The organism is Shewanella sp. ENK2 (assembly GCF_043568515.1).
GTDB classification, from domain to species: domain Bacteria; phylum Pseudomonadota; class Gammaproteobacteria; order Enterobacterales; family Shewanellaceae; genus Shewanella; species Shewanella japonica.
Map to the genome: position 1 here is coordinate 3776974 of NZ_CP171406.1, position 14473 is coordinate 3791446.

15 protein-coding genes and 1 pseudogene are annotated in these 14473 nt (G+C 40.4%); 8 read left to right on the forward strand and 8 right to left on the reverse strand.

Going from position 1 to position 14473, the window contains the following annotated elements; all coding sequences use genetic code 11:
- Window positions 1-249: 249 nt before the first annotated feature.
- A complete protein-coding gene (locus ACGEDC_RS16575) occupies window positions 250-633 on the forward strand; it encodes a hypothetical protein (protein ID WP_394494550.1) in 384 nt (127 codons plus the stop codon).
- Window positions 634-668: 35 nt separating this feature from the next.
- Entirely contained in the window at window positions 669-983 is a 315-nt protein-coding gene (locus tag ACGEDC_RS16580) for a hypothetical protein (RefSeq protein ID WP_394494552.1), read from the forward strand.
- An 86-nt stretch (window positions 984-1069) separates the two neighbouring features.
- Here the strand turns inward: ACGEDC_RS16580 and fabV are convergent, their stop codons facing one another.
- From fabV to pspF, 7 genes are all read right to left on the reverse strand, one after another.
- The gene (fabV, locus tag ACGEDC_RS16585; RefSeq protein WP_065108371.1) at window positions 1070-2272 is read right to left on the reverse strand and encodes an enoyl-ACP reductase FabV; all 1203 of its coding nucleotides are present in this window, start codon (window positions 2270-2272) and stop codon (window positions 1070-1072) included.
- 105 nt (window positions 2273-2377) lie between these two features.
- Entirely contained in the window at window positions 2378-3163 is a 786-nt protein-coding gene (locus tag ACGEDC_RS16590) for an ATP-binding cassette domain-containing protein (protein ID WP_065108370.1), read from the reverse strand.
- Window positions 3144-4151, reverse strand: coding sequence for an oligopeptide/dipeptide ABC transporter ATP-binding protein (locus ACGEDC_RS16595; protein WP_394494555.1), 1008 nt, complete (start codon window positions 4149-4151; stop codon window positions 3144-3146). The genes ACGEDC_RS16590 and ACGEDC_RS16595 overlap by 20 nt, the downstream gene beginning before the upstream one ends.
- 4 nt (window positions 4152-4155) lie before the next feature.
- On the reverse strand, window positions 4156-5046 hold the full coding sequence (locus ACGEDC_RS16600) for an ABC transporter permease subunit (RefSeq protein WP_394494557.1): 891 nt from the start codon (window positions 5044-5046) through the stop codon (window positions 4156-4158).
- On the reverse strand, window positions 5036-6064 hold the full coding sequence (locus ACGEDC_RS16605; protein WP_394494559.1) for an ABC transporter permease subunit: 1029 nt from the start codon (window positions 6062-6064) through the stop codon (window positions 5036-5038). Before ACGEDC_RS16605 ends, ACGEDC_RS16600 begins: the two co-directional genes overlap by 11 nt.
- The gene (locus tag ACGEDC_RS16610) at window positions 6064-7692 is read right to left on the reverse strand and encodes an ABC transporter substrate-binding protein (protein WP_394494561.1); all 1629 of its coding nucleotides are present in this window, start codon (window positions 7690-7692) and stop codon (window positions 6064-6066) included. Before ACGEDC_RS16610 ends, ACGEDC_RS16605 begins: the two co-directional genes overlap by 1 nt.
- A 71-nt stretch (window positions 7693-7763) precedes the next feature.
- Window positions 7764-8864 (reverse strand): phage shock protein operon transcriptional activator, encoded by a 1101-nt coding sequence (gene pspF, locus ACGEDC_RS16615; protein WP_394494563.1) that lies wholly within the window; start codon window positions 8862-8864, stop codon window positions 7764-7766.
- 178 nt (window positions 8865-9042) lie between these two features.
- On the opposite strand from pspF, the gene pspA reads away from it, so the two are divergent.
- The 6 genes and pseudogenes from pspA to ACGEDC_RS16645 all read left to right on the forward strand — a co-directional run bounded on the left by pspA (window position 9043) and on the right by ACGEDC_RS16645 (window position 13597).
- A complete protein-coding gene (pspA, locus tag ACGEDC_RS16620) occupies window positions 9043-9738 on the forward strand; it encodes a phage shock protein PspA (protein WP_055023861.1) in 696 nt (231 codons plus the stop codon).
- Between the two features lie 20 nt (window positions 9739-9758).
- Entirely contained in the window at window positions 9759-9998 is a 240-nt protein-coding gene (pspB, locus tag ACGEDC_RS16625) for an envelope stress response membrane protein PspB (protein WP_119968372.1), read from the forward strand.
- Complete coding sequence (gene pspC, locus ACGEDC_RS16630) at window positions 9985-10380, forward strand: envelope stress response membrane protein PspC (protein ID WP_055023860.1); 396 nt, start codon at window positions 9985-9987, stop codon at window positions 10378-10380. Before pspB ends, pspC begins: the two co-directional genes overlap by 14 nt.
- Before the next feature lie 211 nt (window positions 10381-10591).
- Window positions 10592-12034, forward strand: a complete 1443-nt coding sequence (locus ACGEDC_RS16635; RefSeq protein WP_394494567.1) for a YcjX family protein — start codon at window positions 10592-10594, stop codon at window positions 12032-12034.
- Window positions 12034-13102, forward strand: a pseudogene (locus ACGEDC_RS16640) (TIGR01620 family protein). Before ACGEDC_RS16635 ends, ACGEDC_RS16640 begins: the two are co-directional and overlap by 1 nt.
- A 156-nt stretch (window positions 13103-13258) precedes the next feature.
- On the forward strand, window positions 13259-13597 hold the full coding sequence (locus ACGEDC_RS16645; RefSeq protein WP_394494569.1) for a ComEA family DNA-binding protein: 339 nt from the start codon (window positions 13259-13261) through the stop codon (window positions 13595-13597).
- Window positions 13598-13699: 102 nt separating this feature from the next.
- Here ACGEDC_RS16645 and ACGEDC_RS16650 read toward each other — a convergent pair whose 3' ends face one another.
- Entirely contained in the window at window positions 13700-14437 is a 738-nt protein-coding gene (locus ACGEDC_RS16650; RefSeq protein WP_065108362.1) for a YciK family oxidoreductase, read from the reverse strand.
- Window positions 14438-14473: the final 36 nt, after the last annotated feature.

Consider the following 14473-nt stretch of genomic DNA (forward strand, 5'->3'; position numbering starts at 1 on the left):
CAATTAACTAGATTCATCATCCCTAAATCCCCACAAGGCCAAGTCTCATCAGCTTGGCCTTTTTATTTAAGAGCGTAAACTTGAGTGTCAGCGGCTAATGATTTCTATTATTGTTTCAGAAAGTGTTTTGTGATTTGTTTGTTTTTAAGTTAACTGCGTTATACAAGTAGGTGTAAATGAGTATAATAATTTTAAGGTAATTGACTACCTTGATAAGATTACAATCGATAAAATGGAATGAAGTACGATATGGATATTAACTATTTAGCAATGCTATTGATGGCTTTGCAACCTTTCATTATTTATTACACTGTCTACAAATCAAACGAAAAATCAAAGTCTGATAATGAGTTTCATCAATCCTTTATTACCATTCCTCCCAGTTTTTCATTCTTTTATTTTGAGCAATTTGGTTATGCGTTTGCCATATTAACTGTTGTGGCGCTGTTAGGTATCGCACTTAGTCAAATCATACGTAAAACGGCAGGTAACGCTGTAGAAGTAAAAAGTCTGCTTGTTTTTGGTACAGCTTGGTTTTGTAACTTTGGTATCGGCTACATAATAATAAGTTTTTTTCTGGTGCTTCAGATACTTCAAACTCTTCGGAAGTCGCAACGCCTTTATTGTCTCTAGATAGCGTATTTAGCGCACTAGGTGTTTCGCTATGCATGTTTATCGGGGTCATCATTTGGACCTTGAGTCGAGCGTTAGAAGTGTATAAAACCAATGAAACTGAATTTTCAGATCTGTTGATCATGCCTTTTGCGGCATTAGGTGGGTTTAGCCCTGTATTCGGTGACTATTTTATTATCAGTTTACTACTCAACTTTTGTTTTATATTTGCTGTGTCTAAAGTGTCGATAGAAGCTCATAACGATCCTTCAATGGGGGGCGTTGGTTTTTTCTATATGTATTTATTTATGATGGGAGCGGGTGGGTGTGTGCTCGTAAAACTAGGGATGTTTATTAGCCAGTTATTTTAAAAAAATCAGCCTCATTTGAGGCTGATTTTTTAATTGTCAGCATTAGGTTAACCCCTGCTGTTATTTAACATTCTCTCGACGTTAAATTATAAGCTGATGACATCAAACGTTACGTTAGGGTTTACGTCTGCATCATAATCAATACCGTCTATACCGAAGCCGAACAGTTTCAAGAACTCTTCTTTATATTCGTTATAATCTGTTAATTCAGCTAAATTTTCAGTGGTTACATCAGCCCACAAGTCGCGGCAATGTTTTTGAATCTCTTCGCGTAATTCCCAATCATCAAGACGTAAGCGATTACTGTCATCTGTTGCTGCAGCTTGCCCGTCTTCACGGAATAAGCGTTCGCTAAACATGCGATAAATTTGATCCATACAGCCTTCATGCACACCTTCTTCACGCATCTTTTTAAAGACCATGGCAATATAAAGCGGCATAACAGGAATTGCAGAACTTGCTTGAGTCACTACACTTTTAAGTACAGCAACATTAGCAGAACCGCCAGTCGCAGATAACTTTGTATTCAGTGCATGTGCAGCTCTATCTAAATCCATTTTGGCTTTACCCAATGCACCGTGCCAGTATATAGGCCATGTGATTTCAGTACCGATATAGCTGTAAGCAACTGTTTTACAATTATCGGTTAATACACCAGCTTCGCTAAGTGCATTCATCCATAATTCCCAGTCTTCTCCACCCATTACCGTAACGGTGTCGGCAATTTCTTGCTCAGTAGCTGGCTCTACAGATGTTTCAATAATGGTGTTTTTATTGGTGTCTACAGCCGTTGCTGTATAAGTTTCACCAATTGGTTTAAGGCTTGAACGGATGACTTCGCCAGTATCAGGTAGTTTACGAACTGGTGATGCCAGTGAATAAACGACCATATCAATTTGGCCTAAGTCTTGTTTGATAAGCTCAATGACTTTTTGCTTAGCTTCGTGACTGAACGCATCACAGTTAATGCTTTTTGAATACAGGCCTTCAGCTTTAGCAAATTTATCGAAATAAGCTGAATTATACCAACCAGCTGTACCTGGTTTCGTTTCGGTGCTTGGTTTTTCAAAGAATACACCGATGGTGGCTGCGTCACTACCAAAAGCTGAGGCAATACGTGATGATAAGCCATAACCACTTGAAGAACCGACAACTAATACTTTTTTAGGGCCGTTGGCAATTTTACCTTTGGCTTTGGTTAGTTCAATTTGTTCTTTGACGTTTGCTTCACATCCTAGTGGGTGAGTTGTGGTGCAAATAAAGCCGCGTGTTTTTGGTTTAATAATCATAATTTTTCTTTTTCCTTTAACATTGGCCTTAGGATAAATAGTTAGCCATCGAAATGGCACTTATTTTTAGTAAAAAAGCCAAAATAACTCAGTGGTTGGAGCAGTTTATCGCTTTGCGGTTAACTGAGCTTGCTCAGCAATGAGTCTTCGAGTGTATTCTTCTTGCGGGTTTTCAAATAATTCTGCAGTGGTATTTTTTTCAATCAATACCCCTTTATTGAGCACCATCACCTTGTCGCTAAAGTGTCGGACGACATTAAGGTTGTGGGTCACGAAAATATAAGATAACCCCATCTCTTTTTGTAGCTTTAACAGCAGGTTTAAAATTTGCGAACGCACCGATAAATCGAGTGAGGTTAATGCTTCATCAGCAATAATAATTTTAGGATTAAGCATTAATGCCCTAGCAACTGCGACCCGCTGTTTTTGTCCTTCCGATACCATATGAGGGTAAAAACTGGCGTGCTCTGGCAATAAACCGACTTTTCGTAACGTATCGACGACCTGAGCGATTCGTTCTGCTCTTGGCATTGCCGTATTAAATCTAAGTGGTTCTTCAAGTAGCTCACCAATGGTCAACCTCGGGTTGAGTGATGTATTAGGGTCTTGAAAAATCATTCGAATCAATCTACAACGCTGTTTTAAGTTTTTAGCTTCTAGCGCTTCGCCTTCAAACTCTATGGTTCCGCCAGAACGTGATTCTGCTCCAACTAACATACGAGCCAAGGTGCTTTTACCTGAGCTGACCTCACCAACAATGGCGAGTGTTTGGCCTCGTTCTAATTCAAATGAGACAGGGGACAGCGCATGGTTGTACTGAGCTTTAAAGCGCTTGTAGCCCGTAAAATAGCGCTTACTTAGTTCGGTTACTTTAAGTAATGGCGTTGTCATCTTCTATCTCATTCTTGTATGGAAAGTGGCAGGCATAATAGCGGTCTTTTTCGTGAGTAAGACTCGGCTGTATTACACATTGGCGCTCAGCATCTGGACATCTAGGTCCGAGCCGACAACCGGCAGGTAAGTGCTGCAATGAAGGGGATGAACCTGGCATAGAAGGTAAATATGATTTGTGTTTTAACTTGCCAGTATGTTCAGGCAAGTTTTTGAATAAAGCCTTTGTATATGGATGATAAGGGGAGGTAACTAACTCAGCTACCGGCCCCGTTTCCATAATTTGACCACTATACAAAATACTGATGCGATCGCACCATTTAACTAGCGTTTCTAATTCATGGCTAACCAGTAGAATTGAAACGTTTTGCAATTGGTTAAGCTGGGACAATAAACGGAAGATTTGCGCTTGAGTACTAAGCTCCATCGAGTTTGTTGGTTCGTCGGCAATTAACAAACGTGGATGATTTGCGACAGCCATTGCAATCATGACTTTTTGGCATTCACCTTCCGATAGCTCCCAAGGGTAGCTTTTCATAATGCGTTTAGGGTGTTTTATACCCACTTTATGCAACCACTTTTGCGCCGTTAATCGCGTGTCTTTAGCACGTCGCCAAAAGGGTACCGCTTTATTGGGGGTTAACGACTCGATTAATTGACTGCCAATGGTTTTCACCGGATCTAAACTACCTGATGGGTCTTGAAATATCATCGTCATATCAGAGCCCATTAGGTTGCGGCGCTGTTTTGTCGACATTTCCATGAGGTTTTGCCCATCCCACATCATACGATCTGCAATGATGTTCCAGTTCGGACTAAGTACTCCGAGTACGGCTTTTGCTAACAAGCTTCGGCCAGAACCAGACTCTCCAACTAAACCATGAATTTCACCAGGGTTAATGGTTAAACTGACCTTTTCAAGGACTTTGACTTTGCCCTGTGGCGTATCAAGCTCAATGGTGAGATTTCTGATATCGAGTAATGGCATAAGCTTAGTTTCTTATCGGCGCTAGTGCCGAGCGTAGTCCGTCACCCACTAAGTTGATGGATAAAACGGTAAACAAAATGGCAAGGCCTGGAATGGTGATTGTCCAAGGTGCAATGAGCAAACTGCTTAACCCTTGAAAAATCATTGAGCCCCATTCAGAGCTTGGGGCTTGAGCACCAAGGTTTAAAAAGCCTAATGCAGCAATATCAAGAATCGCCACCGATATCGCAATGGTGGTTTGTATGATCACCACTTCCCATACATTGGGCATAATGACGTACCAGAAAATTTGCAGTGAACTTGCACCATCCAACCTTGCAGCAGTGACGTACTCTTTTTGCAGTTCTTCATGAACCGCCTGGTGAATAGCCCTTACAAACTGTGGTGTTAATGCGATACCAACAGCCCAAAAAACATTGCTTAAACCAGGGCCTGTAACTGCCACCACCAAGATAGCAAGTAGGAGTGATGGGATGGACAGTAGTGCATCAAATAGATGGCCAAGGATACTGGATTTTAATCCACGCATCATGCCTGACAAAGAGCCAATAATAAACCCCACGACTAATGCGCAGACAACAACGATAAGCGACATACCAAAAGTCAGTCGAACGCCATGTAAAATTCGGCTGAATAAGTCTCTGCCTAAGTCGTCAGTGCCGAGAAAATGGGAAACATGGCCTGTTGGATCCCAAGACGGTGGTAGTAATATCGCATTTGGATTTTGCATCTCAGGTTGAAAAGGAGCCAGCAAAGGGCCAAGGGCGACAAGTATCAATAAGAAAATAACAGCCCACAAACCTGCAACAGCAAAGGGGTTACTAGCGAATGAACGCCATAACTCCCTTAAGGGGGAAGTGATCTGTTCCTCTTTATAGAGGTGATTAATTGGCATACATTTCTTTCCTATTAATTGGGTTAATAGAGGTATGCACAAGTTCGATCATAATACTTAAAAAGATAATCAATAACGAAACCGATAAAATCCCAGCTTGTATCACTGTGTAATCGCGCTGGTAAATTCCATTGATAAGCCAAGAACCTACACCAGGCCATGAGAATATAACTTCAACAACGATACCATAGCTGGCAAATGAACCGAGCATTAACCCAAAGGCTTTCAGAACTGGAATAAGCGCATTGGGAAGGGCGTGCTTGATTAAAATACGGTAAGTATTTAACCCACGAGCCTCAGCTGCGCGGATATACGTTTGAGTCATAACAGTCATCATTGCTTGGCGAGTAATGCGAATGACGACAGTAAAGGGTAAGACTGCTAACGTTACTGCAGGTAATATGATATGTAAAAGTGCATCTTTAAAAGCTGACATACGATAGCTTTCTTCTGACAATAAAATATCAATCAACATGATCCGAGTAACGGGTTCTATTTCATATAGTAAATTTATCTGCCCGGAAATGGGTAACCACTCAAGCTGCACCCCAAACCATAGAGATAATGTCAATCCTAACCAGAATACAGGTATTGAATAGCCTGTTAGTGTTACGGCTAAAATACTACGTTGAATCGACTTACTTTTACTTAAAGACGCCAATACCCCCAAAGGGACGCCAAAGCAGATCGCAATGACTCCAGCAAACATAGACAACTCAAACGAGGCGGGTAAAACGGCACTCAATTCGTCTGCGACACTTTGTTGAGAGTTGATAGATATACCGAAATTGCCACTTAAGCGCTGACTTAGGTAAGCAATAAATTGACTCAGTTGGTTACCATCGAGATTAAAATCTTCAGTGGCCTGAATTTGTTGCTCGGCTGTCGGAGTTTGAATACCTGTTAATGCATAACTTTTGTCTACAGGGAACATACCTGTGGCAAAAAATAGCACTGCCATCATGACTAATGAAGTGGCAAAAAATAGATTAATTCGTCGGAGTAGGTAGCGCCACATTAGCGAGTTTTCTCCTCATTAACTAATTGCACATTGGAGAAAGACATTCCGCCGTATGGGTTGACATTTTTAACCGCAACGTCGGTATTCTTAAGCAGTAGCTTCTGTGCATGAGCAAGATTTACCATAGGAACATTCTTGGTGATTAACGTCTCAGCTTGTCTATAAAGCTGCTTACGCTCTGACATCACGCGTGTTTCTTTTGCTTTGGCTAATATATTATCTAGTTCTGCAGAACACCAGCGAGAACGGTTATTGTTCGATTCTAATGCGCTGCAACTTAATAGAGGGGTAAAAAAGTTATCTGGATCAGTATTATCGGCATTCCAGCCAATCAGTACGGAATCATAATCACTGGAAATTAACTTCTGAGTAAATACACTCCAGTCATAGCTGACAATATTGACTTTAACACCGATATTGGCAAGGTCTGCTTGAATCAATTCGGCTGTTTTTAGTGCATTAGGATTGTAAATCCGCACCACTGGCATCGCCCAAATATCAAATGTTAAGTCCGTTACTCCTGCTTCATCCAGTAAATATTTGGCTTTTTCTGGATCAAAATCATTAGCATCTTCAATTTCTGAATAAGCCCAGGATGCTGGTGGTAAAATACCTGTCGCGGCAACAGCTGTGTCATGGTACACCACATTAAGGATATTCTGTTTATCTACAGCATGGGCTAAAGCCTGGCGAACTCTGACATCATCTAAAGGAGGCTTTTGGGTGTTAAATGCCCAAAATGCAACATTAAGCCCTGGTTTTGTACTGACCTCTAGGTGCTTATGTTTGCTTATGACTTTAAGCTCATTGGCTTTAGGCAGGGCTGAGACTTGGCAGTCTTGAGTAATAATCTTGGCTAACCTTGCTTCGCTTTTAGGAGTAATATCAAATACAAGTAAATCTATTTCTGCATTTTTTCCCCAGTAATACTGATTGCGTTTAAAGCGAATGTAATCGTTTTTGACGTATTCAGCTAAATAAAACGGCCCAGTGCCAATGGCAAAATAATCTAGATTTTCAGGTGTGCCAGCCTCGAGTTGTTGCTCAGCATATTCAGCAGATAAAATTACGGCAAAGTCCGTGGCAAGATTAGATAAAAAAGAGGCATCTTTATAGGCAAGGTGAAAGATGACTTCATGGTCATTCACTTTTTCAATGTCAGTTACTAAGGTGGAAAAGTCGATACTTTGGAAAAAAGGATAACCGGTACGACTGACGAGATGGTAGGGATGTTCAATATTGATGATTCGCTCAAAAGAGAAAATGACATCATCCGCATTCATGTTGCGAGACGGGTTAAACAGTTCATTATATTGAAACTGTACGTTTTCACGTAAAGTGAAGTGATAACGTAAACCATCTTCTGATACGCGCCAGTCAGTGGCAAGAGATGGGATGTAATCAGAAGAGTCATTGTTGTATTCAATTAGGCGGTTATATAGCTGATGTGAACTTGCATCAATCGTCGTGCCTGATGTAATTAGTTGCGGGTTAAATGTTTCTGGATTACCTTCAGAGCAATAAACTATCCCTGACGGAACATTAAGCTCACCACAAGCTGTGACTAAAAAAGATAGTACACAGAGAAATGCTAATGGATTCCAGCGTTCTGTATTTACACGCATTTTTTCATCATTTTATTTAGACTATAAGTGTCTATTTTAGCAGTGTTAATAACTTGGGAGCAAATATCATATTAAGCCTTCTCCAACAGATTATATTTTTTTAATATCCCACGTAGTTGATGATAGCTTAAGCCTAGTAACTCAGCTGTTTTCTTTTGATTAAATTGGCTTTCAGAAAGAGCACTTTTTAATAATTCAACTTCGTAGTTTTCTGTGTGTTCCTTAAAGTTAATCGGGAAGGTTACTTTATTGTCTGCAGCATTATTGTTTGAAGTACTAGGCTCCACATTAGTACCTTGTTCAGATGATGTTGGTGCATCATCAATCATATTTGGCTTAGCGATAGGTTCTTGTTGACGCTCTCGTGTTCTAACACGTTTTGTCGGGCGGTAAGGGGAAGCAAATGGATCTAAAATAATATGGTCAATTTCATCCCCTTCTGAGCCACGACGATAAACGCTTCGCTCGACCACGTTTTTAAGCTCGCGAATATTACCCGGCCATCGGTGACTCATTAGTTGCTCAATAGCGACAGGACTAAAACCACCAAAAAAGTCTAAATCAAGTTGTCTTGCCATACTGACAGCAAAATATTCCGCTAACGGCATAATATCTTCTGTACGACAGCGAAGCGGAGGTAAGGTAATAACGTCAAACGCCAGTCTATCGAGTAAATCTGCGCGAAACTCACCATTTTCCGCCAAGGTTGGTAAGTCTTCATTTGCCGCACAAATTAAACGAACATTGGTTTGTACTGTTTTACTGCCACCAACACGTTCAAATTCACCATACTCAATTACACGTAATAGCTTTTCTTGAATAAGACCAGAGGTATTAGCAAGCTCATCTAAAAATAACGTACCATCATCCGCACGTTCAAATCGGCCTTCATGTTTACCCTTAGCCCCAGTAAAAGCACCAGATTCATGGCCAAACAACTCACTTTCTAATAAAGATTCACTTAAAGAAGAACAGTTTAGTTTAATGAACTCTTGATCCCAGCGTGCAGATAGGTAATGTAAACGCTCGGCAATTAACTCTTTACCTGTACCACGTTCACCGATGATTAATACGGGTTTAGAAAGTGGGGCAACTTTAGACACGTGTTCTAAAACTTCTAACAAAGCATTAGATTGTCCGATAAGATTGTCTTGCTCAAATTGTCTAGTCACTGTAATTTTTAGTCTAATACGCTAACAAGTGGTGAAAATCATAATAGTTGGCTAACGCACTAAAATAAAGAAAAAGTTAATTTTTTGGTTATATCATTGAAATATAATGTTTTTGTAAAGTTGGCACAGGTTGTGAATAATAAACTTCGACACTAACAAAATATTTGAGGGAAACATTATGGGAATCTTCTCACGCTTTGCAGATATCATTAATTCAAACATCAGCGCTTTATTAGATAAAGCAGAAGATCCAGAAAAAATGGTACGCCTGATTATTCAGGAAATGGAAGACACGCTGGTAGAGGTTCGTTCAACGTCTGCAAAAGTATTAGCAGAAAAGAAAGAATTACTCCGCCGTATTAGCCGAGTACAAGAACAAGTTATCGACTGGCAAGCAAAAGCAGAACTTGCTTTATCTAAAGATAGAGAAGACCTTGCGAAAGCGGCACTGGTTGAGAAACAAAAAACAGTGACCATGCTAGAAACACTTGAAATGGAGCTTCAAGTAGTTGAAGAGCATATTGCCCGTCTTAAGCAAGAAGTTGAACAACTTCAAGAGAAGCTTAATGATGCAAGAGCACGTCAAAAAACGATTATTATGCGCAAGCAAACTGCCTCTTCACGTCTAGAAGTGAAAAAGCAGCTTGATTCGAGCAAAATTGACGATGCGATGGCGAAGTTTGAAAACTACGAGCGCCGTGTAGAAGGCTTAGAGTCACAAGTAGAAGCTTATGACCTAGGTAAAAAAGGTAATCTGGCTGATGAATTCGCCGCATTAGAAGCTGAAGACTCTGTTAATGAAGAGCTTGAAGCGTTAAAAGCGAAGGTTAAAGCAAAGTCAGCGCCTAAATCAAAAACTAAATCAGACAAGTAAACTTTTTTCAGAGGTGAGTTATGGATATGGATCTTCTTATTGCCCCAATTATCATTTTTTTAGTAATTGTGGCACCTATCTGGTTGGTTCTTCATTATCGCAGCAAGCGACAAGTGAGCCAGGGGCTCACTGAGGCGGAGTTTACTCAACTAAATGATTTAATTGCCCAAGCAGATAAAATGGGTCAGCGAATCGAAACATTGGAAGCTATTTTAGATACAGAAGCACCAGAATGGAGGGGAAAAGATGAGCAAAGCTAACGGTCGTACTTTATACCGTATTCCCAAAACTGGTAAGGTTTCAGGTGTATGTGCAGGGATTGCCGATTACTTCAACTTTGAAACCTGGTTAGTGCGTGTATTGGCCATCTCAATATTCTTATTGGGTGGCGGAGGTCCGGTAATCGTCATATACATAGCACTATGGATGATTTTGGACATTAAACCAGAAGATACAACACATGCGAAAAACCACAAGGATATTGGAGTGAAAAAGAAGGTTTGGCAGGCTGGAGAACCCGCTAAACGAGCTTTACATGAAGTGAATAGTCAGTTTTATGCTTTAGAAATAAGACTGCAACGACTAGAACGCCATGTGACTTCTGATAATTTTGATTTAAAAAGAGAAATCAATAACTTGTAGTTTGCTGTATCAAGGTTGTTTTAGTTTAATCTAGTCGTAAGGCGCGTTTAAAAATATTGGTAATTAAGTTCATCATTATTGGCCTCGACTAATCATTCCAATGGGCGGTTTACCGCCCTTGAGTTTTTCTGCTTTTACCTTAATGTTATATTAATTCTTAACAACTTCTTGCAGCTGATGAATGCTATTTCATTGAATTTTGAGAGACAATATGAGCTTTATTGATCGTTCTATCAGTAAAATTTCTAAAAAGACCCAGCAAATTGTTCACCGAAGCACAGATAGGCATGTTCGTCTCGCTGTTACGGGATTATCTGGTGCAGGTAAAACAGCGTTTATTACTGGCTTAGTCAATCAGATGTTGCATGCGGGCAGTAATGTTAAAAATAACCCATTACCTTTATGGCAAGTGTCTCGAGAAAATAGGTTGATTGGTATTAAGCGAGCAATGCAGCCTGATCTTGCGATTGCTAGTTTTGATTATCAAGGGGCGATAAATGCGCTCACGCAATCACCAGCACAGTGGCCTGCATCAACCAGAAATATCTCTGAGCTTAGGTTAGCGATTAAATATCGTCCAAGAAAAGGGTTACTTGCTAAGTTAACCGAAACCGCCACCTTATATGTGGATATTGTTGATTATCCTGGAGAGTGGCTGCTCGATTTACCTATGCTTAAGCAACCGTATTCGCAATGGGTAGAATCACAAATTCAAGTAAAGAGTCGTTTGCAACATTCTGAACATTTTGTAGATTTTGAAGTTGCGCTCAATGCTCTAGCGCTCACCGAGACAGCTGATGAGCATAAATTAAAGCAAATTTCTGATTTATATCAAAAACTATTACTTGATTTGGTTCATCAACATGGTTTTTATCTTGCGCAGCCTGGCCGTATGTTACTGCCAGGTGAGTTTGCTGACACTCCGCTGCTGGCATTTTTCCCATTGATTAATTTAAGCTCGGATCAATTAGCGACACTTGAATCTGCTCCAGAAAACAGCTATTTCCAAGTGTTAAAAAACCGATATCAAGAATATGTATCCGTTGTTGTAAAGCCATTTTATCGTGATTATTTTGCCAGCTTCGATCGTCAATTAGTGTTGGTGGATTGTTTTAATGGCTTAAACAGTGGTAAAGCTCAATTTAAAGATATGGGCAATGCGCTAAATAGTATTGTTGAAAGCTTTCATTTTGGTCAATCAAGCCTGCTGAAGCGGTTGTTTTCTCCTAAAATTGATAAGTTATTATTTGCTGCGAGTAAAGTGGATAGAGTGACACGTGATCAACAAGGTCATGTGCTTAACTTATTGGGTGACTTATTAAAACACAGCCAACATTTTGCCAATTATGAGGGCTGCGAAGTCGAAACTATGGCGATTAGTGCAATTAAAGCCACACAACATGGCATGGTCACAACAGCAAGTGGCGAGCAAGAAGTGGTTAGGGGATTGGATCAAGGCAATAAGCTGCTAACAATATTCCCAGGTGAAGTGCCGCAAACCCTACCAGATGATAATTTTTGGCACCAGCAAGGGTTTAACTTTGTGTCATTTAATCCACCTAAAATTACTCAGTCATCAATCTCAGACCCGCGTTTTGAGCATATTCGTTTAGATCACTTGCTGCAGTTTTTACTAGGGGACAAATTACAATAATGAACCAGCCAAACGAGACGAAATCGAACACTCCATTAAAAAAACAACAGGTTTTTAGTTCTGATTCTGTTGAAGGGCAAACTGATGTAAAGCCAAGTCAATCCTTTGAAGAAGTTGAGTTTATTTGTGAAAATGCACTGACGGAATTGGCTGAAGATATTGATATCCTTGAGGCTAAGTCATCACCCAAGCGCTGGTCGTTACTTGCAAAGCTTTCTTTAGTCGGCATGTTAGCTATGGTGATTGTTCAAACAATTTTAGGCTTGAATAATGCGCTTACACAAAGCCCATGGCTATTTGGGTTTTATATGTCTGTTACGGGCGTTGTTTGCGCGTGGGCTCTGAGCATTACGCTGTCGGAATGGCGAAAACTGACAGCACTGCGAGGGGTTGCAGATGCTCAAGAAGTCGGTGAGCGCCTAGGTCAAAGTATGCAAAGAGGTGAAGCTAAGGGCTTCATCGACCCCTTGATTCAGCAATACCCTGACTCTAAAGGTAAGCAACAATACCTTGCGATAAATTCTCAGGAACATAATGACGCTGAAATGGTCATGCTGTTTGATGACTTAGTGGTGATTGAGCGTGATGAGCAAGCAAAACAAGTTGTGAGCCGCTTTGCTGCTGAATCTGCACTGTTGCTAGCTGCAAGTCCACTTGCCGTTTTGGATATGGCAATTATATTGTGGCGTAATCAACGAATGATTAATGCAATCGCAGATATTTACGGTATCGAACTTGGCTACTGGAGCAGAATAAAACTTATCAGAAGTATCATCGTCAATATTGTGTATGCGGGTACAACAGAAGTCGTAACGGATTTAGGTACACAGCTACTATCCGTTGAAATGACCGGAAAACTCTCAGCAAGACTTGCACAAGGTTTAGGGGGGCTTGCTAACCGCTAGATTGGGATATCAGGCGATGAATCTATGTCGTCCTCTTAAATTTAAAGAGGCTAACCGACCTAAGCTTGGGCAGATACATCAGCAGCTTCTGGGTGAATTGAAGCGTTTTTCGACTTCGGTTCTCAGCTCTTCGAAAGACAAAGTCGAATCAGAGCCACGTTAACGGACAAAAATAGGATTAAGTTGGGTGAAATTTGACCTGTTGTGATTTTTGACTACAGTTTTATGACAGTTATTTAGTTGTTACTTAAGTAGCTGCAGTGTCGATCAAGGAATTAAGGAAGCAGATCGACTTAATATAGGACTAAAGGAGTTCAACATGAAACACTCATTTTTAGTGGGCGTTATATGCGCCTGCGCACTTTCTGTGATGTACCAATCCCCCTTACATGCAAAGCAAGTGGATAGCACTGCTAAACAGGTTGCTGCTCAACATGACACTGTTAAGCAGACTAGTTCAAAAATGGCTAAGGTTAATATCAATAAAGCCAGCGCGGCTGAATTACAGCAGTTGAAAGGGATTGGCGAATCTAAGGCAAAGGCCATTATCGATTACCGTGCTAAAAATGGTAAGTTCAGTAATCTTAATCAATTGACTCAAGTAGCGGGTATTGGTGACAAGCTGGTGGAACAAAATGCGAAACAAATCAGTTTTTAACTCGCTTTAAAAAAGCACAAAAGTAAAAGGGAGCGTTTGCTCCCTTTTTTATCGCTAATTTATGACCAATTTAATTTGTTTATTGTCGCTGAAAGGGCTGACTTATTGAGCATTAAGCTGCTGACCATTAACATCCTTTGCATCATCGCCCATTAAATATAAATATACTGGCATGATGTCTTGAGCTGTTTTTAAGGTTAATGGATCTTCCCCAGGATAAGCTTTTGCTCTCATTTCTGTGCGAGTTGCACCAGGGTTAATACTATTAACACGAACATTGGTACCTTCACACTCATGTGCTAAAACTTCCATCATGCCTTCAGTAGCAAATTTTGAAAAAGCATATGGCCCCCAATAAGCTCGCCCTTTACGGCCAACACTACTAGAAGTAAACACCAATGAAGCAGAAGGGGCAGAGCGCATAATTGGCAGTAATGCTTTAGTCATAATCACTTGGGATATAACGTTAATTTTCATCACATCTTCAAGAGACGCTAAGTCAATGTGCTCAAACGGACCTAAAGCGCCCAATAAGCTGGCATTATGTAGTACGCCATCAAGGTGACCAAATTGTTCAGCGATGGTATCAGCCATATCTTTATAGTTTTGCTCTGTGGCTCCTTTTAAGTCTAAAGGGACGATGGCAGGTTTTGGATAACCAGCTTGTTCTATTTCATCATAAACGGCTTCTAATTTTTTGACTGTTTTACCTAGTAATATGACAGTAGCACCATGTTTTGCAAAATTAATTGCTGCAACACGACCTATCCCAGCACCAGCGCCAGTAACAAGAATTGTTTTATTTTTTAGTAAATCTTTTTTAGCTTGATATTCCAACATGGTTCAATTTTTCCTTCGGCCGCAAAAGCACGTCAA